This window comes from Vibrio sp. GLN_1, assembly GCF_043106015.1.
Taxonomy (GTDB): Bacteria; Pseudomonadota; Gammaproteobacteria; order Enterobacterales; family Vibrionaceae; genus Vibrio; species Vibrio parahaemolyticus.
This window is the reverse complement of the sequence record NZ_JBICMD010000007.1, coordinates 280455-300165: the sequence shown is the minus strand read 5'-3', so window position 1 is coordinate 300165 and position 19711 is coordinate 280455. Positions and strand designations below refer to the sequence as shown.

Genomic DNA, 19711 nt, shown 5'->3' with positions numbered 1-19711 from the left:
GCATTCAGACATGACTTGGATACATTGCCTGCTTTATGCAGGTCAGTATGCTCACTTCATGGATTCTTTCGTCATCTACGCAGTGTTATTCCTTGATCATGCTTTCGGTAAATAGCACCAGATGGCACTGGGAGCGGAGAAAAATGGATCAAGAGTACTCAGCGTGGTGATTGACGTAAGGATACGGTGAGATGGCCGATATAATATCAGCTTATGCCATTGTTTTCATTTTTGAGATACAAAAAAAAGCCAGCCTGAAGACGGGCTGGCAACACAAGATATAATCTTGTCGACGTGTAGAAGAGGTTCTAAATTACATAGCGAGGGTCTGCTAAGTAAGTTAGAGGTATCAATCAGATACCGAGAGCTCAGGGTCGTATGCATCCTAGAGCTCGAGGTCTAATGTATTGAATCAGGGGCATATTAGTAAGGGGGGAAATCCCTCTATGTGGTTTATATTCAATCGATTAATGCGTTTTTAGCCATTCGCGGCAGCAATACATAGAAAATACGAGACTTTTGTAGTGAAGATCTTTAGGAGCTTAGCCTGTTGCCAATGCCTGCCTTTTCTATCTGCCCGTTTTTGTTAAGAAAGTTGGTTGTACATTGACCGTAAGTTAATCTCGCATGATCATCGTTCCGGAACTATGATCATGTGGTTGGAGTTGATCTTGTTGGTTTGATCTTGCGCGATTGGCTCCGTGGAGATTTGCAAGGCAACCGAGAAGGTATATCATGCCTCGATGTAAGCCGAACGCTTAAGATGACCGTGTGAAATGAGTGACTCAGATAACCCGAAAGCCCCACCATATAAAGAAAGTATGCTGCCAAAACCAGCAGAACTGATCACATTGCCATCTTATATGGATTGCCATGATCATGCTTACACGCAGATCGTGATTGGGTTGAAAGGTCAAGCGGAATTCGAAGTCCGTGGGCAGGGTAATTTAGTCGGTCCTGGGCAAGGTTGTGTGGTAACAGCATGCTCTGATCATGCTTTCGGCGGCGTGATTCATCAGTCGGATATTTTAGTGCTGAATATGCCGAAGCCGACCAATGATGACCCTGAGATGCTTCAGAAGATCAATAACCTAGAGCGTTCCCACCTTTATTTTCAACTCGATGGTCAAATTCAGAAGCTGATTCAGATGCTGGTACAGGAAATGCGTAACCATCCTGATGATCTGCTGCTTAGTCGCGCGTGTAATGACACCGTGATTGCATTGATGCAGCGCCATATCTCTGCATTTGAAACCAGCCGCAAAGATTCGCGCTTTGATCTAGAAGCAATAGACCGCTACATCGAACAACATCTCAGCCATAAGATCAGCGTTGCTCAGCTTGCAGGGCGCGTTTTCTTGGGTGAAAGCCAATTCCACAGCTTGTTTAAAGATCAGATGGGGATTACTCCGCATCAATACGTATTAGGTAAGCGCATTGATATGGCTCGTGAGCTAATCGAGCAAGGTCACCTCTCTTTAGGGCAAATCGCCGAGTTTACCGGCTTCTCAAGTCAAAGCACTTTTACTCATACCTTCACTCGATTGCAGGGACTTTCTCCCTCTCAGTATAAGAAACAGGTTGGGTAAATTTACCAAGAAAAAGACAAAACCATGCTCTATGCATGGTTTTTTTGTACTTTTTTACCTGTGATCTATTTCTCAATTTTATAGATTTAAGGCCAAATTGACGGTTTATTGAGCGTTGTGGCCTCCAATGCTCAAAAGAAGGTGTTGCTATAAGAATAATCTTATTGATATTCCTAACATTTTGTTGTGATTAAAATGCAAAAATTAAAATTTACAACACAAAATATTATCTATTTGAATGTGACTATGTGGATGTTTTGTTATAAAAGCGAGTTTTTGGCAAAAATATCGTAGTTTTTGACAAGTATTATTATCGGCCTCAAAATACACTGCCAGCCATTGATGATCCTCGAAGCGGTTTTCGAGGAGTGAGATTGAGGAACACACATGTTTACAGCTACGAACGTGTTGACACCGGAATTTATCGGGCAGCCGCTTGATAAGTTGTGGTCACTGATCTCGCCATTGTATATGGTGGACGAGTCTCAATGGCTAGAGCAATTATTGCCACTAGCGACGCCGACAACGGAAGAAAAATCGGCGATCACTAACCAAACGACCAAACTTATTGAAGCCATTCGTGCCGATAAGAAGTCAATCCAGATGATTGATGCACTTTTGCTGGAATACAGTCTCGATACTCAAGAAGGTATCTTGCTGATGTGTCTTGCAGAAGCATTAATGCGCATCCCGGATGCGGCAACCGCAGACGCGCTGATTAAAGACAAGTTAAGCGTTGCGGACTGGAAATCTCACCTGAAAAACTCAGATTCTGTTTTCGTTAACGCGTCAACATGGGGTCTAATGCTGACAGGTAAAGTGGTCGGTCTTGGTGAGCAAGGCACCCAGAGCCCAAGTCAGGCTGTAAACCGTCTGGTTAACAAATTCTCTGAACCTGTGATTCGTAAAGCCATGTATCAGGCAATGAAGATCATGGGTCACCAGTTTGTTCGCGGCCGCACGATTGAAGAAGCGCAGAAAAATGGTCGTCCGATGCGCGACAAAGGTTTCACTTACTCATTTGATATGTTGGGTGAAGCGGCGCTAACAACAGCGGATGCAAACAAATACTTCAAAGATTACCTAATGGCGATCGAAGCGGTGGGTCGCGAGACTTACGGTAACGACACCAGCCCTGCGCCTTCGGTTTCTATCAAGCTTTCAGCATTGCACCCTCGCTACGAAGTGGCGAACGAAGAGCGTGTTATGACTGAGCTGTATGAAACGCTCATGCAACTACTAAAACGCGCGATTGAAGTCGACGTTGCGATCACGATTGATGCAGAAGAAGCTGATCGCCTTGAGCTGTCTCTAAAGCTGTTCGAGAAGATTTACCGCAGTGACCTCGTGAAAGGTTGGGGCAAGTTTGGTCTTGTTGTGCAAGCGTACTCGAAGCGTGCTCTACCAGTATTGGTTTGGCTCAATGCCCTTGCGAAAGAACAAGGTGACTTGATCCCACTTCGCTTGGTCAAAGGCGCGTACTGGGATAGCGAAATCAAATGGTCACAACAAGCGGGTTACGAAAACTACCCTGTGTACACACGCAAAGAAGCGACCGATGTTGCTTACCTTGCATGTGCGCGTTTCCTATTAAGCGAAGGCGTACGTGGCAATATCTTCCCGCAATTTGCCAGCCACAATGCGCACACAGTTACTGCGATTGCAGTGATGGCGCAGCATAAGGATTTTGAATTCCAACGCTTACACGGCATGGGAGATTCACTCTACAACCACGTGATGGAGAAATACGGTCAACCTGTTCGTATTTACGCTCCAGTTGGTAGCCACGCGGATCTACTGCCTTACCTTGTTCGTCGTTTGCTAGAAAATGGCGCAAACAGCTCGTTTGTGCACCGTTTGGTTGACGCGCGTTGCCCAATTTCTGAACTGACACATCACCCTGTGGATGCGCTAACCAGTTTTGCGACGCTGAATAACGATAAGATCCCAATGCCTTCAGGTATTTTCCCTGAACGTAAAAACTCTTACGGCGTGAACATTGATATCGAAAGCGAAGCAAAACCATTTGAAGCGCAAGTTGAAAGCTTCCTAAACAATAAGTGGATTGCGGGCCCTGTGATCAACGGTGAACGTTTTGCCGAAAGCATGATCAAGGAAAACCTCGCTGAGATCATTACCGCGCCTTACGATCGTCGTGTTGAAGTGGGTCAAGTCGCTTTTGCAACTCTTGATCATGTTTCCGCTGCGATTGAATCGGCGCAAGCGGCATTCCCAGAATGGAAAGGCACCGCGATTGAGCAAAAAGCGAAGTGTTTAGAAACACTTGCCGACCTGATGGAAGCAAACTTGGCGGAGTTGGTGGCGATTTGTCATCAAGAAGCGGGTAAAACCATTCACGACAGCATTGATGAAGTTCGTGAAGCGGTTGATTTCTGTCGTTACTACGCAAAACAAGCGCAAAACCTACAACCATTTGAACTGGAAGGTTTCGATGGTGTGAAACGCATTTCAAGCCGTGAAGGTCTCGGTGTGTTCGTTTGTATTAGCCCTTGGAACTTCCCTCTGGCGATTTTCCTTGGTCAAGTAACCGCGGCGCTTGTTGCGGGTAACACTGTGGTTGCTAAACCGGCTGAACAAACCAGCTTGATTGCTACTCGCGCGATTGATTTGATGCTGGAAGCTGGCTTCCCAGCTGGCGTAATTCAATTACTTCCTGGTCGCGGTGGTGAGATTGGTCATGCACTAACCTCTCACGACGCCATCGCAGGTGTCGCATTTACGGGCTCTACGGCAACGGCACAGCGCATCAACGTAACGTTGGCAGAGCGTACCGCGAAGCCTGTACCGTTTATCGCGGAAACTGGCGGCCAAAACGCCATGATCGTCGACAGTACTGCACTGCCAGAGCAGGTGGTTCGTGATGTGATTCGCTCTGCGTTTGCATCGGCGGGTCAACGCTGTTCTGCGCTTCGTGTGCTGTTTGTTCAAGAAGACGTTGCGGACCGCATCATCACCCTTATCCAAGGCGCGATGAAAGAGCTACACGTTGGCTTGCCTTACTTGCACAAAACCGATGTGGGTCCGGTTATTGACCGCAATGCGAAGCAAAAACTCCTTGCTCACCTAGAACAGATGAGCAGCACGCAGAAGAAAGTTGCGCAGCTGCAACTGGAAGAAGCGTGTCAATACGGTGATTTTGTTGCACCAAGTGCGTTTGAAATCTCAGGCATTGATGTTCTGAAAGAAGAGCAATTTGGTCCTATCTTGCACATTGTTCGCTTTAAAGCGTCTGAACTGCCAAACGTGGTAGAGCAGATCAACCAAACAGGTTTTGGTCTAACAATGGGCATTCACAGCCGTAACGAAACCACTTATCGCTGGATTGAAAAACACGCTCGCGTGGGTAACTGCTACATCAACCGAGATCAAGTTGGTGCGGTTGTTGGCGTTCAGCCGTTTGGTGGTCAAGGCTTGTCTGGTACAGGTCCAAAAGCTGGTGGTCCTCACTACTTGTACCGCTTTACTCAACATCTTCTTGCTCAAGCAGAGAACGCATAAGGAGTCGCATTATGGTTCATCAGATCACATATTTTAAAGATGCATTCTCTGCTTGGGAGCAGTGGAATCTGACCGATTTTGATTACAAATGCGAACATGTGTTGGCATTAAAATCTGCACTAGAAGGGCAGAATGCTGTTGTGGCGAAAGTAGTGTCTTACCACTTGCAACAAGCGTCTGCACTGCTTGCAGAACCTCATCAGTTAGTGGGCCCTACGGGGGAAACTAACGAGCTGTACGCGGCTGGTCGTGGTGTGGCTTTGGTGATTTGTGAAAACAACATCGAAAACACTGAAAACGCGCTGTACAGCACTTTTGCAATGATCACTTGTGCCCTCATCGCAGGTAACAGTGTTGTGATTTGCAGCGACAATGCCGAGCTAAACCGACTGGTTGAACAAGCGGTATCGTCAACAAACTTCCCGTCTAACTTAGTCCAAGTAGTTGCGTACGATGCGTCTGCCCCGTTGCTAGAAAGCGATGTACGTAGTGTGGGTTATGTTGGGCATTCTCAGGTTGAGCATGCGCTCAATCTTCAATTGGCTAAGCGCGATGGTGCTATCGTTGGCTTAGTTTCTGAAACGGATTTGGAGTCACCAAAACTGGCTCACGATCCGCATCTCTCGTTGCGCTTTATTACTGAGCGTACTCGAACGATAAATATTACAGCGGTGGGTGGTAACGCGACTCTACTCGAGTTGGGGAACGAAACTCACTAACCTGACTTGTGACACCAATTTGAAATAACCAGCCTGAGAGCTTGTTCAGATTGGTGTCTCTTGCTTTGGCGTATTGCTGCGATGGCAAAATGTCAGAGAAGACAAGGAAGGAAATAATTATAACGAGGACTATCAAATGATAGAAAATAGCTTTGCTATCACGTCCACTTTTGTGGCGTATTTAATAATTATGGTTGCCATTGGCGTTTACGCGTATAAGAGGACTTCCAATTCATCTGACTACTTCCTAGGTGGCCGTAGCCTAGGTCCGTGGCCTGCTGCATTATCTGCAGGTGCATCAGACATGAGTGGCTGGCTGCTACTAGGTTTGCCAGGTTACGCGTATGCAGCAGGTATCGAGGCATTTTGGCTAGCAGGCGGTCTACTTGCTGGTACATGGGCTAACTGGTTCATCAGTGCAAAACGCCTGCGTACTTACAGCATCCAAACTGACGCGTTAACATTGCCAGAGTTCCTGTCACGTCGTTTCAACGACAAATCAAAACTGATTCAGACCATCTCTGCGTTTTTCATTCTTCTATTCTTCCTTTTCTACACCAGCTCAGGTTTGGTTGCAGGGGGCAAACTGTTTGAAACCGTATTCGGCCTTGATTACAGCATTGCAGTAGTTATTGGTACAGTTTGTGTGGTTTCTTACACGCTGTTCGGTGGTTTCTTAGCGGTATCTTGGACTGACTTAGTGCAAGGCCTATTGATGGCAGCAGCACTGATGATCGTTCCGATTGCTGTGATGGACGGTGGTTTTGGCCAACTGTCTTCAGACATGCACAACATCAACCCAGAACTACTGACGTTGTGGAATGATGTGAAAGGTGAGCCGCTGTCAGCTATCGCGATTATCTCGCTAGCGGCATGGGGTCTTGGCTACTTTGGTCAGCCACACATCCTAGCGCGTTTCAAAGCATCACGTTCAAACAAGGACCTAACTACAGCGCGTCGTATCGCTGTGGGTTGGACTGCGCTTTCAATGGCAGGTGCAATGCTAGTGGGTCTAGTTGGTCTGGTATGGGTGACTGGCCACCCAGGCACGCAACTAGAAGATGGTGAGAAAATCTTTATGTTGCTTGTGAACACCGTATTCCACCCAGTGGTTGCTGGTATCCTACTAGCAGCAATCCTAGCGGCAGTAATGAGTACAGCGGATTCACAGCTTCTAGTATCTTCATCTGCACTAGCAGAAGACTTCTACAAGCAAGTGATCAAACCTGATGCTTCTTCAGAAGAAGTGGTGATGATTGGCCGTGTGGGCGTTATCGTGATTTCTTTGATTGCATTGTTCCTAGCAATGACACCAGACAGCTCTGTGCTAGGTCTTGTATCTTACGCTTGGGCGGGCTTCGGCGCGGCATTTGGCCCTGCCGTAGTACTTAGCCTGTACTGGAGCGGTATGAACCGTAACGGCGCACTAGCGGGCATCCTAGTGGGTGGCGTGACCATCGTAGTTTGGAAACAGCTAACTGGCGGTTGGTTCGACGTTTACGAAATCGTACCGGGCATCATCTTCTCAACACTGGCTATCGTGTTGGTTAGCAAGATGACTGGCGGTGCAGGTCAAGAAGTTCTAGACCAACACCAAGAGTACAAGCAGAAGTTGGTTGATTTAGACTAACCACTGCAAAGATGACAAAAGCCCGCGAATATCGCGGGCTTTTTTATTGTGTTCAAATCGGTTTAGCTAAGCGGCTCACTCGCGGATTTTTGAGTAAATCACGGTGTTACTCAGCTCTCCCGATGTGGTAAGACGTTCGTTTCTGAGTTCGCCTTCGAACTCATAACCACAGCGCTCGGCTACAGCACGGCTCTTTTGGTTGGTGCTATCAGCATGAATTGCGATTCTCTTGGCACCCAAATCATCAAACGCATAGCGCTCAACTTCGAGCACAGCCTCGGCAACATAACCATTGCCAACGGCTGCATCATCTAACCAATAACCTATCTCAAAGGATGGTACGTCGGGATCTCGAATCATCAAACCGACCGCACCCAGTAAGCGATCGCTTTCCTTTTCAATGATGTAGTAACGCAGCTCTTCTTCGAAGTTTTCAAAGTTTGCGATGGCTTTCTCTGTCCCTTCTATCATCGCTTCTAATGTTAGCACATGAGGCACCCACGGCAGATAGACTTCGAGAGTCTTTTGGCTGCGAACGACAGCTTGATGCGCCTCTTCGGCTCGTTCTAAACAAGCGGGGATGAGTTTGAGACGTTTCGTTTCCATGCTGGCTATCCTATGGGTGAAAAATGAACGGAAAATCATTTAAACAGATGTACTTAGAATGATCTAGTCAACGCCGTCATATTATTCACTTGGTTTGCCAGAGAGAAACTGAGAGAATCGAACCGTTATCAAACCAACTAGGTTCATTATGAAACTTTTAGTAAGAAACTTGGCTCGTCACATGACCGAGCAAGATATCCGCAAATTATTCTCAGCGTACGGCAAAGTAGAACTGTGTTCGCTAGTGCTTGATCAAGAAACGGGTTTGTCGAAAGGCTTCGGTTTTGTCATCATGCCGGACGAAGCAGAAGCAATTTCTGCTCTTGAAGCACTGAATTTGACGAACGTAGAAAAAAGCAAAATTCGCGTGAAAGTCGCACAAGACTAACACAGAGAAAAGCCAGCGTAATTGCTGGCTTTTTTGTCTTTCTATTTAGAGACCAAATTGGAAACTTCTGGAATATCTTCTCTTTTTGCTTTAACGACGTTGATCATCAAGCCTCTTTTCAAGTTGTTTCATTAAATCCTTTAATTGCAGAGAATCGAAATTGTCAGAATTCGGCACTTGGTAAGCGTCGTTGACTGTGTAGATCATTAAACTTTGGCTGGAGAAGGACTCTTTCTGTATTTGGACTCTGACAATGTCATCAAGAGGTAGACGGAAGTAAACCGTTGAGCCCTGGCTGTACTTCAAGGCGCTAGTGCTTGCGTCGATATATAGCGTTTTAGGATTGAACGCGCGGCGCGTGAAGTACGTTGAGATCAGTTTCAATCCGACTATTGTGAGTGCTAAGAGTCCAAACTCGACGAGCTTGTCTGCTAGGTAGGAAAAATAGAACAGCGACGACGATACAGTTCCCAGCAAGAAAGGGTTGTTCTTGGGTAGATTTTGTGAAGTTTCATGGATGATCATCCGACATATCCCTCGACTTTATTCAGAAGCGACGAACGTGAGTTGGTAGACACAAACCTTTCGTTCTTTGCCTTGCATGCGCAATGTTTTGTCACCGACGTAAGGGATCTTTAGTTTTTGGATCACCGATTTAGAACGCTGATTATCCACCAAATGCATCACGGTTATTCCGTTTAACTCAAAGTGTATTCGAGCAAATTCGAGTAAGGCTTTGGAGGCCTCGAATGCATAGCCTTTCCCCCAATGTGGCACGCCAACCCAGTAGCCTAATGTTCCGTACCCCTCTTCGATACGCGGTAAACTCACCGTACCAAGTAACTCCCCAGTGTTTCGCAAGGTAATAGCGTACGCCACGCCTTGATGCTGCTGATACATCGGATCGTGCCTATCTATCCATGCTTGCGCCATTGGTAGCTCATAAGGATGTGGGATGTTTGCTGTCATGTCGGCAATTCGCTTATCTCCAGCGAGTAAAGCCACTTGTTGGCAGTCACCGATATTGAATGGCCGGAGGACGAGTCTTTCGGTAGTGAGAGTCGGTTGTATCGTCATGCATTTCTTCCTTGATGAGACGGCTGTTGTTGCTAGCAACTGGTTTGCGGGGTAAATCGAGATAACAAAGCGTTACGAAAGCTCGACCTAGCCAACTGTAAAGTTGTCACGCGCCTTACTAAATAATAAGCCCTAACAATAGCTTATGTGTGATGTGTCGTATTATTACACACATAGGTGCTGTTTTTCATATAAGTGGTATAAAAGTTGAGGTCTGACCAAGGTCTCAGTTTTTGCATACTTTAGTAGGATTTTTTGAAGATAGGGCACAAAAAAGTAAAGGGGCTTTTTTATTGTGGAATTATTTTGAACAAAATATGTCAATTGTCAGTAGCACACAAAAATTCAGGGAGAAGAGAGATGCCGGATATATATTGCTCAGCGTGTAGAAAATCAACGCAACATAAAGTGATCATGAAGCGTTGTGAGCCTCAATCCGTTGACACGTTAACCGGTAAGGTGGTGAGTTTCACGCAACTGATGGCGAAGTTTGTCTCGGGTGAGCACTATTACGAGATGGAACCACAGTATTTTTGTCGTTGCTGCAACCACCGAGCGATCGGTGAAGTGGTACCTCACCCGGCAAGACACGTATCGGCCGCTCTGTAGTTTAACGTTACGCTGCTAAAAGTTCTTCGTTGGAGTAGGGCGTTCCGTCGATCATCACTGGCCAGCCATAAGATGCGTATTCACGTGCTAAAAACTTCGCGACTTCGTGAGAAACCGTGGTGTATGTCCATTCGCCAACACCAAACGGTTTATACGCCAGTTGTAAGGTTAACATTGCTTTTTCCTCAATAATTTTTCCTATTATTGCCTTACTATTTGGCTCATTTCTTCTGTTTATAGCTCACTTTATTCTCTGCAAAGTTCATCGTTTCACTTTTTCATTCACACCGATTTTTCTCTTATAAAAGCCATGTGAGTGCCTTTGTTATTTATAAACTTATGTTAACAACTAGGATGTGTTTTTAGGTTGATGATGACTTTTTGTGCTAAGCAAACGTTAAAACTAAGCGGAATTCACACGTTGTTCATTTGTTAGTTTGCAAACATAACGGTAACGATTAATGTAAAGTTCCCTGAGTTGTTACAAGGATGTGTTGATGAGCTACCAATTAGACAGGATTGATCTGCATATTTTGAGAGTGCTTCATTCACGCGGACGAATTCCAGTCGTCGAACTGGCGAAGCAGATTAACTTAACCACGTCGCCGTGCTCAGATCGCGTCAAAAGGCTTGAGAAAGAAGGCTATATCAATGGCTATCATGCAGAGTTGAATGCTGAAAAATTAGGATTGGATGTTCAGGTGTTCATTCATATTCGTTTGGATCAAACCAGCTTCTCGATTTTTGAAAAGTTTGCCAAAGCGGTGGAATTGATGCCAGAAATCGAAGAGTGTTATTCGCTCTCTGGTGACTTCGACACCATGATTAAAGTCCGAGTGAAGAACATGAAAGCGTATCAAGAGTTCATGTCGAGTAAGCTAGGCACGCTACCGGGTGTTATTCAGACGCGAAGTGAAGTGGTGATAGAAGAGCACAAAACGGGATTTGGTGTGAATCCGGAGCTATTAGGCTAAAGCACTTGTCGTGGTACAGGACATAAAAAAGGAGCCAACGGGCTCCTTTTTCGATAGGTCTCTCGATGTTCAGTGAAGGATTATGCGCCGATAAAGGTGCTAATAACACCAATCAAACCACCGAATACGCCACCCCAAACTACTAGCCAGCCTAGGTGTTCTTTAATCATTTTTTGCACCATTTCTTTAACCAATGCCGGCGTTAACTCGCTAAGGCGTTGGTCGATGATGCCTTCGATGTTCTGCTTAATCTCATCCATCATGGCTGGTGATTCAAACTGTTCTTTCAAAGCTTCTTTAATGCTGTCGCTCTTGCTCAGTTCGATGATGGACACTTGCATCTTTTCGACGAAAGGTTGTCGCATCGGCTGTAGAGCTTCCGCACCTCCAAACATCGCTAGCATGCCGCCAAACTGGGAGCCCTCAATGACTTCTACTAGTGAGTCAAAGGCTGGGTTTAGATCCACTTTCTCAATCACAGGTTGAAGATCGATGTTCACACCGCCCGCCATTTCTTTATTCAAGAATCGGTCGATGTTCGCTTCGGTAAAGAACTGTTCCATCATCAAATTTTTGATCGCCAGTTTGAATTCTTCAAACCGTGCGGGAATCACACCAGAACCGTACAAACCCGGCACTTTTTCAAACAGCATGTGGATGGCAAGCCAGTTAGTGATGGCGCCAGAGAAGGCAAAGAGACCTGCATACCAAAGATAGTCGTTCTGAAATTGATGGCCCGCGCCCATCAAAGCGATGGCGAGCAGATTCGTTAGCAAACTTTTGTTCATAGTGACCAGTTATGTATGAATAGAGGAAGAAATAAGTGGGCCAGATTCTATACCTAAGTCACATTGAGATGCTAGGTGTTGAGCAGATTGGTTTGCGTGGAAGCGTAGGGAGATAATTGAGGCTTTAGAAAAACAAAACCCGACAATCATTGTCGGGCCACTGCTTTTTCTTAGAAAAACTAAGATTCTATTTTTTTAATTTTTAGATGCGGTAGATCTTACAACAAAGTTGGCATTTCCATCTTTCTGAATAGCCGAATAGCTTGTCAGCCCAACTAGGTTTTACTTGTACGATCTGCATTGAACCACATTTACACATAAGCTAATTACCTTATTGTTAATTTAATAACTAAGCCATCTATTGAGTATAGCTGCTTATCAAAAAGTGAAACGATAAATGAATTCAGCTAGGTACTCTGCATTGTGTCCATTGCAATAGATACGCAACGAGGCGCTATATTAGCAGAAAAAGTGTGATCTTCATCATTGTTGGTGTTTCATAAATGAGAATAAGTGAGTTCGTCAGTTCAGTGCCCATGTAATTCGAGAATAAAAAACGGCGCTTTAAGCGCCGTTTTTAAAGGGATGAAGCGGTGTTAAGAAGCTTGCTGATTGTCTAGTTCTTCACCAAGAAAACCGCCAGTTTGGTGTGCCCAAAGCTGTGCGTAGATGCCGTTATGAGCGATCAGCTCTTGGTGCGTGCCTTGCTCTACGACGTTACCTTTGTCGAGAACGATTAAGCGATCCATCTGGGCGATGGTCGACAATCGGTGTGCTATTGCAATCACGGTTTTGCCTTGCATGAGCTCGTTCAAGCTTTCTTGGATAGCCGCTTCGACTTCTGAGTCCAGAGCTGAAGTCGCTTCATCCAGTACCAACAGCGGCGCGTCTTTCAATAACACACGAGAAATAGCGATACGCTGACGCTGACCACCAGACAACTTCACGCCTCGTTCGCCAACTTGCGCATCGTAGCCGACATTGCCAAATGGGTCTGTCAGTGTTTCGATGAACTCGTGAGCGTGCGCTTGTTTCGTCGCTTTAAGCAGTTCCCCTTCTGAGGCGGTTGGGTTGCCGTACAAGATGTTATCTCTTATTGAACGGTGCAAAAGAGACGTATCCTGTGTCACCATGCCAATTTTCGAGCGCAACGAATCTTGCGTGACGTCAGCAATGTTTTGACCGTCAATCTTAATGCTGCCTTCTTCCACATCATGGAAGCGTAACAGCAAGTTCACCAACGTGGATTTGCCTGCGCCAGAGCGCCCAACCAAGCCGACTTTTTCGCCAGGTTTGATGTCGAGATTCAGATGGTTGATGACGCCTTTGTTTTCACCGTAATGAAAGCTGACGTTATCGAACTGGATGCCACCTTGAGATACGACCAAGTCTTTCGCATTCGGTTTGTCTTGGATATCGATAGGTTTGGACAGTGTTTTCATGCCATCCACGACAGTACCCATGTTTTCAAACAGGGCTCCTACTTCCCACATGATCCACATCGACATGCCGTTAACGCGCAGTGCTAGGCTGACCGCAATAGCAATGGCACCGACGCTAATCGCGCTGTCTAACCACAGATAAATCGACAAAGCCGCGACGGAAAACACCAAGATGTAGTTGGAAATTTCAACCGCCACGTCAAAGCCTGTTACCAAGCGCATTTGGCGATAAACCGTGTTGAGAAATCCTTTCATGCCTTGTTCGGCATATTGGGTTTCTCGTTGGCTATGTGAAAACAGCTTCACGGTTTGGATGTTGGTGTAGCTGTCGACAATACGGCCTGTCATGGTTGAGCGCGCATCGGCTTGCTCAGAGGCCACATCTTTCAGTTTCGGTACAAAGTAAATCTGAATCGCGATGTAAACCAAAAGCCAGACAATCATTGGAATCATTAAACGCCAATCTGCAGCTGCTAACATCACGACCATACTGGTGAAGTAAACCGTCACGTAGACAAACACGTCCATGCTCTTCATGACCGTTTCACGTACTGCGAGAGAGGTTTGCATCACTTTGGTTGCAACGCGCCCTGCAAAATCATCTTGATAGAAGTTCAGACTCTGATTGAGCAGATAACGGTGAGCAAGCCAGCGAATGGACATTGGGTAGTTACCCAACAAGGTTTGATGCACCAGCAAAGAGTAGATAACAACCAAAAGTGGCATTACAACCAGAAGTAAGACGCCGTAAAAAATCAGATCCGCTCGGTTATCTTGCAAAAAGGTTTCTGGATTGCTGGTGGAAAGCCAGTCCACCAGTTGGCCCATTGCACCAAACAGCATGACTTCAACGATGGCAACAATCGTCGACATCAGTGACATGATGATCAGTGGCTTTTCATACCCTCGGGTGTAATGGCGTAGAAAGGCAAAAATCCCTGAAGGGGGCTGATCGGGCGTAGATTTGGGAAATGGCTCTGTGAAGCCTTCAAATCGTTTAAACATAACTCATCCTAAAGTTAAAACAATGCCATCTCGGTCTACTGAATCCATCGATTTACACTGCTTGGACATGGCAGTGCGCACCGAGATAGGTGGTAAGAAATATCGTTGTCCGCTGGCCAGAAAAGCAGACGAGTTTGTGAGAGGGGCGAAAAAATAGTCTAACCGATCGCCTTTTAAATGTAACTAGTTGGTTATGAACTGAATTGAAATATCCCATTTATTGGATTTGTCATGTCCGAGCCACAAAAGCGTAAACCAGCAAAGTGACAATAAAAAATCGTGTTTCGCTGTCTAATTGCAGGAAAAATTACTTTTAGAGAATGGAAATAATCGCGAAAACAGCAAAACTGAAGTTAACAATAAATTTACAATCTCTCCATTCTAGAGATAAGGAATATATTGGATGCTATTACACGAATCAGTACCCCAATTTGCTGATGGGAAAGAAGAAAGCACACAAAGTGCTCTGCGCCAAACCGCAAACTGCGTAGTGATGGTGCCACCTAAAGAATTTCGTTTTAATGAAGAAACGGCGCAAGACAATGAGTTTCAGCATCAGGTGTCATTGAGCCAGAAAGAAGTATCACAAAAAACCATGGCTGAATTTTCGGCAATGGTTGCCACGTTGCGCCAAGAAGGAGTGCAAGTGGTGGAATTTGACTATCCAGTTTCTGATGTTGCGACGCCTGATGCGGTATTTCCAAACAACTGGTTTAGCACAACACCAGACGGCACGCTTTATACCTTCCCAATGGCGTGTGAAAACCGTCAGCATGAGGTTCGCCCGGAAGCGTTAATTGCCGCGCTAGCCGCTGCAGGACGTGAAGTTCACCAGCAAAGCAGTCTAACGGATTACCTAGGCGATCACGCGTACCTAGAAAGCACTGGGGTGATGGTTTTTGATCATCTAAACAAAACCGTTTATGCCGCGTTGTCACAGCGTTGTGATCGCCTAGTGTTGGAAGATTACGCGAATCGCATTGGTTATGAGCGCGTGATTTCATTCCAAACCCGTTTGCCATCGGGTTCGCCGATTTACCATACCAACGTGATGATGGCTGTGGGTGAGCAGTTTTGTGTGATCTGTGATGAAGTGATCCCAGAATTTGAGCGTCGTTTTGTTTTGAAGTCTCTGGCAAAAGATAAACAAGTTATCTCCATTTCGCTTGATCAGATGAACCAGTTCTGTGGCAACATTCTGCAACTGGAAACCATCAACGGCGACAAGGTGATTGCGATGTCTCAATCGGCGTACGAAGCATTCTCACCAGCACAAAGAAACCAATTGGCGACACACGGTAAATTGCTGCCATTCGACGTTTCCACCATAGAATCTATTGGTGGTGGTTCTGTACGTTGCATGTTGGGTGAAGTGTTCTTACCGAGTCGCAAGGCTGTGCTTTAATAAACTACACATTTTTTGTCAGCCGCAGTGAAGTGCTGACGAAGCGATCTCTTCATGGGTTTTTAGCCGTTAGCTCTGTGGCAGTACAGACTAACGGCTTTTTTGTGCCAATTTAGCCCAAATTTTCTCTTAGCGATTTGATGTCTTTAGACGGCGGTGCGCCAAACAAGCGGCTGTATTCCCGACTGAATTGAGACGGACTTTCATAGCCGACTTTGAATGTCGCAGCCATGGCGTCTAAGTTTTCTGTCAGCATCAATCGGCGTGCTTCACTTAAGCGTAACTTCTTCTGAAACTGTAATGGTGTCATGGACGTCATGGAGCGAAAGTGCGTGTAAAACGACGATTTACTCATACCTGTGTACGAAGCCAAATCTCCAACACTTAATGGTTTGACAAAGTTGTTTTTGAGCCAGTCGATGGCTTTGGCTATTTGATGGCTATGGCTGCCCGCAGTCACGATTTGATGGAGACGCGTGCCCTGTTCACTCATCAAAAGGCGATAAAAAATCTCCCGTTTAATGATGGGCGCTAAAATTTTGATGTTTTGGCCTTCGTCTAATAATTCTGCTAAACGTACAAACGCATCCAATAGAGATTCCGACAACTCACCGACAGCAATGCCTTTTTGCGCTTCTTTGGCTTGAGTAAAGGCAAGTTCGCTATCGACAATCAGTTGGGAAATCTCGGTCAAATCCAGCTCCATGATCAGCCCTAAATAAGGTTGCTCCTCACTGGCTTCGATAATGTTGGCAATGATAGGGAGATCGACAGAAGAAATCAGGAAGTGGTTGGCATCGTAAATAAAGCTTTCCTCTCCCAATAAGACTCGCTTCCTGCCTTGCGCGATAAGACAAATACTTGGATTGTGGGTATAGCTCGTAGGCGGTGTCGGGGTTGTCCAACGACTGAACCTCAACCCCGAAATTGGCGTGTCGTATTGGTTTGCGTCTCCCGTCCATCGATCAATCAGTTTGGCTAATTTCTGAGTGGCGAATGCTCTACTTGGTAAGCTGGTAGGTGATAAATCTGACATCGCGAAAAGGCTCTCGGATTATTGAGGTTGTTATTCAATGTATATCACGACATTTTGCGAAGTAAAGATTATCAGGCAAGGCGCTGTTTTCCTTTTGTGCGATTTTGAACCGTTCCAATTTAAACGTTTTCAATCTCTATTCTTACTTATTTTGCTTTTAAATTAATGGTTTATTTATTGTTCTTGGCAGAAGAAGAGACGGTTGGTCGTCTCTAGTACCAAAATGTAAGTCCAATTGTTTGGAAAATTAGGCAAGTATTAGCCATGAATAGGCTAACGATAAATGGCCTGCGGCGTTAACGTTATCTACACAGTTTGGCGAATGCTCGATACGCATCCTGCATTCCATAAAGAGACGTAGAGCAATGGTTAATCACACAGCAAACACACAGATTCCACAATCACTAAAAGCAGGAGTATTTAACGGCCGTGGCATTTTTGATTTCGGGGCAAAGAACGAAGCGTATGCCGATTACTTCACGGGGACAAGCTACTTGGCGTTGCTCAACCAACCGGGGCTGATCGTAGCAAATGTGACGTTTGAACCGGGCTGCCGTAATTTTTGGCACATTCATCACGAAGGCGGACAAATCTTGCTCGCGACGGGAGGCCGTGGGTGGTATCAAGAATTTGGTCAGCCAGTGCAAGCGCTCAACGTGGGCGACGTCGTGCATATTGCGCCTGGCACTAAGCATTGGCATGGCGCAGCTAAAGACAGCTGGTTTTCACATGTAGCAATAGAAATACCCGCTGAAGGAGCAAGCAATGAGTGGTGTGAACCCGTGACGGACGAAGAGTACGCAGAGCTTGGCTAATTGAACGCTAACTTAGGACGTCGGAGATCTGACAATGACAGGCAAGCCAAGTAAATATCAAACTTACATGAGCGTAAAGATTGCGCTCATTGGTATTGCTTTTATGGCTCCTCAAGTCGCTTCGGCGTGTGGTCAACCAACGGAAGGTTCTGACGATGATCGCAATTAAAACTTCAATCAAGTCCATATTAATTTGGGTACTGACTATGACAACGATATCCGCTGTTATGCCTGCTTTTGCAACAGATAAATTGAGTAATAAAGAACGAGCCATCGTTCCAATCGCGGCTTTCACCGCAAGCGGTGACGTAGAAAAACTCAAGATTAGCCTGAATGATGGTTTAGAAAGCGGCTTAACGATCAATGAGATTAAAGAAGTTCTCGCTCAACTATACGCTTACGCAGGTTTTCCCCGCAGTTTGAATGGATTGGCTGCTTTTATGGAAGTAGTTGAAGTGCGCAAAAATCGTGGTATTACCGACATATTAGGGCGTGAATCGACGCCGTTGACGGCAGATAAAAGCAGCTTAGAGCTAGGCAGTCAGAACCAAACAACGCTGGTCGGTATGCAAGTCAAAGGCCCGCTGTTCGACTTTTCACCTCAAATAGATCAGTACTTAAAAGCCCATTTGTTTGGTGACATTTTCGCGCGTGACCTCCTGACGTGGAAACAACGAGAAATTGCCACGATTGCAGCGCTGGCAAATATCAAAGGAGTGAACAGCCAGCTTGCGGCGCACTACAACATCAGCATGAATAATGGCGTGTCTGCCGAAGAACTGAATGATTTCATTCTGGTTTTAAAGCAGTGCTGTGATGAAAGTATTGCGAGTAATGCTCAATCTGTACTGGATTCGGTGTTAGACGCCAAAAACTGATTGTTTTGGGTTTGGGAGATGTGTTCTTGGGCATGAAACAAACGATAAATGGTGAGCAGGTTAGTGATGATAAAGGTGCTCTCAACCAAGGAGCCACCAATCGAGCCAAGCCAAAGGTTGTGGCTCACCCAACAAAATGAGTTGAATAAAATTAAGCTGCGCAGGGCGATGCCTTGTTTGGAAAACAGTGCCCAAGTGGCAACGGAGGAACCAAACACGGTGATGAATTCAAAAAAGTGGCTCATGTTTGGCAGGGTCATCAGCCACATCATTGCAATGAAGAACCACATCACTTTGCGTGATTGGGTTTTGATGGAGGCGAAACTGCGAATACCATTAATGACCACGCCAATGGCCGCGACGGTTGCGCCCAGTAAGACGAAATGAACGCCCATGATGAAACAAAACACCATCATCTGATAGCGAAAGCGTAGGTCATCTTTCTGCCAGAAGGCCATCACGCCAACCATAAACGCGATGCCACCAATGCCTTGTGCTAGCCCATTTTCCATCTAGGTTCCTTAACCATGTGAGTGAGTGGCAAACGAATCAGCCCTCCACCGAGGGAGGGCTGGGCACTTTATTCAATCGCTAAAAGCGATTACTCATTTACAAGCGCAACCGCTTCGCGAGTTAGGCGTGCCAGCTCTTCCCAGTTGCCTTCTTCGATCAGTTTCTTGTCTACCATCCAAGTTCCGCCGCAGGCCAACACGCGTGGAATCGCTAAGTAATCTTTGATGTTCGCAGGGTTAATGCCACCAGTAGGCATCAGTTCGATGTCGGTGTAGGGCGCAAGCAGTGATTTCACCATGTTGATGCCGCCAGAGGCTTCGGCAGGGAAGAACTTCAAGGTAGTTAATCCCATTTCCAACGCGGCTTCAACTGTGCTTGGGTTATTCACACCCGGTACGATATCAATGCCGATTTCTTGGCACGCTTTAACGGTATTTGGGTTAAAGCCAGGCGATACAATAAAGGTTGCGCCTGCTTCTTTTGCTGCAATTGCTTGCTCGCGGTTTAGCACCGTACCGGCGCCAATCAGCATGTCTGGCTGGGCTTCACGCAGTAGGCGAATCGCTTCTGCAGCCGCTGCTGAACGGAAGGTGATTTCAGCCGCTGGTAGTCCGTTTTCTGCCAATACTTTACCCAGTGGGATAATGTCTTCTGCTTTATCAATAGCGATAACAGGGATGACTTTCAGAGCTTTCAATTGTTCTTTGATGCTAGACAT

General features: G+C 46.0%; 20 protein-coding genes. 11 read left to right on the top strand and 9 right to left on the bottom strand.

The annotated features are described in order from the left end of the window. Positions 1–776 precede the first annotated feature (776 nt). The 4 genes from ACF8OV_RS04015 (at position 777) to putP (ending at position 7457) form a co-directional block, all read left to right on the top strand. Positions 777–1589 carry an AraC family transcriptional regulator gene (locus tag ACF8OV_RS04015; RefSeq protein ID WP_005468852.1) on the top strand — a complete coding sequence of 271 codons (813 nt, stop codon included), beginning with the start codon at positions 777–779 and terminating at the stop codon, positions 1587–1589. A 387-nt stretch (positions 1590–1976) separates the two neighbouring features. Next, the gene (gene putA, locus ACF8OV_RS04010) at positions 1977–5108 is read left to right on the top strand and encodes a bifunctional proline dehydrogenase/L-glutamate gamma-semialdehyde dehydrogenase PutA (RefSeq protein WP_025537052.1); all 3132 of its coding nucleotides are present in this window, start codon (positions 1977–1979) and stop codon (positions 5106–5108) included. Between the two features lie 11 nt (positions 5109–5119). Then, on the top strand, positions 5120–5827 hold the full coding sequence (locus ACF8OV_RS04005; RefSeq protein ID WP_005467523.1) for a 1-pyrroline-5-carboxylate dehydrogenase: 708 nt from the start codon (positions 5120–5122) through the stop codon (positions 5825–5827). Positions 5828–5963: 136 nt separating this feature from the next. Then, the gene (gene putP / locus ACF8OV_RS04000) at positions 5964–7457 is read left to right on the top strand and encodes a sodium/proline symporter PutP (RefSeq protein ID WP_005484781.1); all 1494 of its coding nucleotides are present in this window, start codon (positions 5964–5966) and stop codon (positions 7455–7457) included. Positions 7458–7532: 75 nt separating this feature from the next. Here putP and ACF8OV_RS03995 read toward each other — a convergent pair whose 3' ends face one another. Further along, positions 7533–8063: a GNAT family N-acetyltransferase gene (locus ACF8OV_RS03995; protein ID WP_005477406.1), complete on the bottom strand. Its 531-nt coding sequence runs from the start codon at positions 8061–8063 to the stop codon at positions 7533–7535. A 148-nt stretch (positions 8064–8211) separates the two neighbouring features. Here ACF8OV_RS03995 and ACF8OV_RS03990 point away from each other — a divergent pair, with 148 nt between their 5' ends. After that, positions 8212–8451, top strand: a complete 240-nt coding sequence (locus ACF8OV_RS03990) for an RNA-binding protein (protein WP_005466432.1) — start codon at positions 8212–8214, stop codon at positions 8449–8451. A 90-nt stretch (positions 8452–8541) separates the two neighbouring features. On the opposite strand, the gene ACF8OV_RS03985 is transcribed toward ACF8OV_RS03990, so the two are convergent. Both ACF8OV_RS03985 and ACF8OV_RS03980 read right to left on the bottom strand, forming a co-directional pair. Beyond that, positions 8542–8976, bottom strand: a complete 435-nt coding sequence (locus ACF8OV_RS03985; protein ID WP_069505577.1) for a hypothetical protein — start codon at positions 8974–8976, stop codon at positions 8542–8544. A gap of 18 nt (positions 8977–8994) precedes the next feature. Then, positions 8995–9528 carry a GNAT family N-acetyltransferase gene (locus ACF8OV_RS03980; RefSeq protein WP_203503638.1) on the bottom strand — a complete coding sequence of 178 codons (534 nt, stop codon included), beginning with the start codon at positions 9526–9528 and terminating at the stop codon, positions 8995–8997. 360 nt (positions 9529–9888) lie between these two features. Between ACF8OV_RS03980 and ACF8OV_RS03975 the strand changes: the two genes are divergently transcribed. Continuing rightward, a complete protein-coding gene (locus ACF8OV_RS03975) occupies positions 9889–10137 on the top strand; it encodes a hypothetical protein (RefSeq protein ID WP_011106558.1) in 249 nt (82 codons plus the stop codon). Positions 10138–10144: 7 nt separating this feature from the next. On the opposite strand, the gene ACF8OV_RS03970 is transcribed toward ACF8OV_RS03975, so the two are convergent. Further along, on the bottom strand, positions 10145–10312 hold the full coding sequence (locus ACF8OV_RS03970) for a hypothetical protein (protein WP_140142371.1): 168 nt from the start codon (positions 10310–10312) through the stop codon (positions 10145–10147). A gap of 322 nt (positions 10313–10634) precedes the next feature. Between ACF8OV_RS03970 and ACF8OV_RS03965 the strand changes: the two genes are divergently transcribed. Continuing rightward, positions 10635–11111 carry an Lrp/AsnC family transcriptional regulator gene (locus ACF8OV_RS03965; RefSeq protein ID WP_005465952.1) on the top strand — a complete coding sequence of 159 codons (477 nt, stop codon included), beginning with the start codon at positions 10635–10637 and terminating at the stop codon, positions 11109–11111. Positions 11112–11191: 80 nt separating this feature from the next. Here ACF8OV_RS03965 and ACF8OV_RS03960 read toward each other — a convergent pair whose 3' ends face one another. Both ACF8OV_RS03960 and ACF8OV_RS03955 read right to left on the bottom strand, forming a co-directional pair. Continuing rightward, entirely contained in the window at positions 11192–11899 is a 708-nt protein-coding gene (locus ACF8OV_RS03960) for a DUF445 domain-containing protein (RefSeq protein ID WP_005484721.1), read from the bottom strand. A gap of 596 nt (positions 11900–12495) precedes the next feature. Next, positions 12496–14346: an ABC transporter ATP-binding protein gene (locus ACF8OV_RS03955; RefSeq protein WP_020838320.1), complete on the bottom strand. Its 1851-nt coding sequence runs from the start codon at positions 14344–14346 to the stop codon at positions 12496–12498. Between the two features lie 403 nt (positions 14347–14749). Between ACF8OV_RS03955 and ACF8OV_RS03950 the strand changes: the two genes are divergently transcribed. Beyond that, positions 14750–15751, top strand: coding sequence for an arginine deiminase-related protein (locus tag ACF8OV_RS03950; protein ID WP_020838319.1), 1002 nt, complete (start codon positions 14750–14752; stop codon positions 15749–15751). A 112-nt stretch (positions 15752–15863) separates the two neighbouring features. On the opposite strand, the gene ACF8OV_RS03945 is transcribed toward ACF8OV_RS03950, so the two are convergent. Continuing rightward, a complete protein-coding gene (locus ACF8OV_RS03945; protein WP_140056545.1) occupies positions 15864–16787 on the bottom strand; it encodes an AraC family transcriptional regulator in 924 nt (307 codons plus the stop codon). A 365-nt stretch (positions 16788–17152) separates the two neighbouring features. Between ACF8OV_RS03945 and ACF8OV_RS03940 the strand changes: the two genes are divergently transcribed. From ACF8OV_RS03940 to ACF8OV_RS03930, 3 genes are read left to right on the top strand one after another with little or no spacing between them, the layout of a single operon-like run. Then, positions 17153–17602 carry a cupin domain-containing protein gene (locus ACF8OV_RS03940; protein ID WP_203503636.1) on the top strand — a complete coding sequence of 150 codons (450 nt, stop codon included), beginning with the start codon at positions 17153–17155 and terminating at the stop codon, positions 17600–17602. 34 nt (positions 17603–17636) lie between these two features. Beyond that, entirely contained in the window at positions 17637–17771 is a 135-nt protein-coding gene (locus ACF8OV_RS03935) for a hypothetical protein (RefSeq protein ID WP_256857499.1), read from the top strand. A gap of 58 nt (positions 17772–17829) precedes the next feature. Further along, positions 17830–18480: a carboxymuconolactone decarboxylase family protein gene (locus tag ACF8OV_RS03930; protein ID WP_021452860.1), complete on the top strand. Its 651-nt coding sequence runs from the start codon at positions 17830–17832 to the stop codon at positions 18478–18480. Here ACF8OV_RS03930 and ACF8OV_RS03925 read toward each other — a convergent pair. Continuing rightward, on the bottom strand, positions 18441–18992 hold the full coding sequence (locus tag ACF8OV_RS03925) for a YgjV family protein (protein WP_140091106.1): 552 nt from the start codon (positions 18990–18992) through the stop codon (positions 18441–18443). The two genes, ACF8OV_RS03930 and ACF8OV_RS03925, sit on opposite strands and share 40 nt — an antisense overlap. 89 nt (positions 18993–19081) lie before the next feature. Beyond that, positions 19082–19711, bottom strand: coding sequence for a bifunctional 4-hydroxy-2-oxoglutarate aldolase/2-dehydro-3-deoxy-phosphogluconate aldolase (locus ACF8OV_RS03920; RefSeq protein ID WP_025498799.1), 630 nt, complete (start codon positions 19709–19711; stop codon positions 19082–19084).

Coding starts and splice junctions, on each gene's coding strand:
- ACF8OV_RS03935 (WP_256857499.1), top strand. CDS start 17,637: ATGACAGGCAAGCCAAGTAAATATCAAACTTACATGAGCGTAAAGATT.
- ACF8OV_RS04015 (WP_005468852.1), top strand. CDS start 777: ATGAGTGACTCAGATAACCCGAAAGCCCCACCATATAAAGAAAGTATG.
- ACF8OV_RS03945 (WP_140056545.1), bottom strand. CDS start 16,787: ATGTCAGATTTATCACCTACCAGCTTACCAAGTAGAGCATTCGCCACT.
- ACF8OV_RS03970 (WP_140142371.1), bottom strand. CDS start 10,312: ATGTTAACCTTACAACTGGCGTATAAACCGTTTGGTGTTGGCGAATGG.
- ACF8OV_RS03930 (WP_021452860.1), top strand. CDS start 17,830: ATGCCTGCTTTTGCAACAGATAAATTGAGTAATAAAGAACGAGCCATC.
- putP (WP_005484781.1), top strand. CDS start 5,964: ATGATAGAAAATAGCTTTGCTATCACGTCCACTTTTGTGGCGTATTTA.
- ACF8OV_RS03960 (WP_005484721.1), bottom strand. CDS start 11,899: ATGAACAAAAGTTTGCTAACGAATCTGCTCGCCATCGCTTTGATGGGC.
- ACF8OV_RS03925 (WP_140091106.1), bottom strand. CDS start 18,992: ATGGAAAATGGGCTAGCACAAGGCATTGGTGGCATCGCGTTTATGGTT.
- ACF8OV_RS03995 (WP_005477406.1), bottom strand. CDS start 8,063: ATGGAAACGAAACGTCTCAAACTCATCCCCGCTTGTTTAGAACGAGCC.
- ACF8OV_RS03985 (WP_069505577.1), bottom strand. CDS start 8,976: ATGATCATCCATGAAACTTCACAAAATCTACCCAAGAACAACCCTTTC.
- ACF8OV_RS03975 (WP_011106558.1), top strand. CDS start 9,889: ATGCCGGATATATATTGCTCAGCGTGTAGAAAATCAACGCAACATAAA.
- putA (WP_025537052.1), top strand. CDS start 1,977: ATGTTTACAGCTACGAACGTGTTGACACCGGAATTTATCGGGCAGCCG.
- ACF8OV_RS03980 (WP_203503638.1), bottom strand. CDS start 9,528: ATGACGATACAACCGACTCTCACTACCGAAAGACTCGTCCTCCGGCCA.
- ACF8OV_RS04005 (WP_005467523.1), top strand. CDS start 5,120: ATGGTTCATCAGATCACATATTTTAAAGATGCATTCTCTGCTTGGGAG.
- ACF8OV_RS03920 (WP_025498799.1), bottom strand. CDS start 19,711: ATGTCTAGCATCAAAGAACAATTGAAAGCTCTGAAAGTCATCCCTGTT.
- ACF8OV_RS03940 (WP_203503636.1), top strand. CDS start 17,153: ATGGTTAATCACACAGCAAACACACAGATTCCACAATCACTAAAAGCA.
- ACF8OV_RS03955 (WP_020838320.1), bottom strand. CDS start 14,346: ATGTTTAAACGATTTGAAGGCTTCACAGAGCCATTTCCCAAATCTACG.
- ACF8OV_RS03950 (WP_020838319.1), top strand. CDS start 14,750: ATGCTATTACACGAATCAGTACCCCAATTTGCTGATGGGAAAGAAGAA.
- ACF8OV_RS03965 (WP_005465952.1), top strand. CDS start 10,635: ATGAGCTACCAATTAGACAGGATTGATCTGCATATTTTGAGAGTGCTT.
- ACF8OV_RS03990 (WP_005466432.1), top strand. CDS start 8,212: ATGAAACTTTTAGTAAGAAACTTGGCTCGTCACATGACCGAGCAAGAT.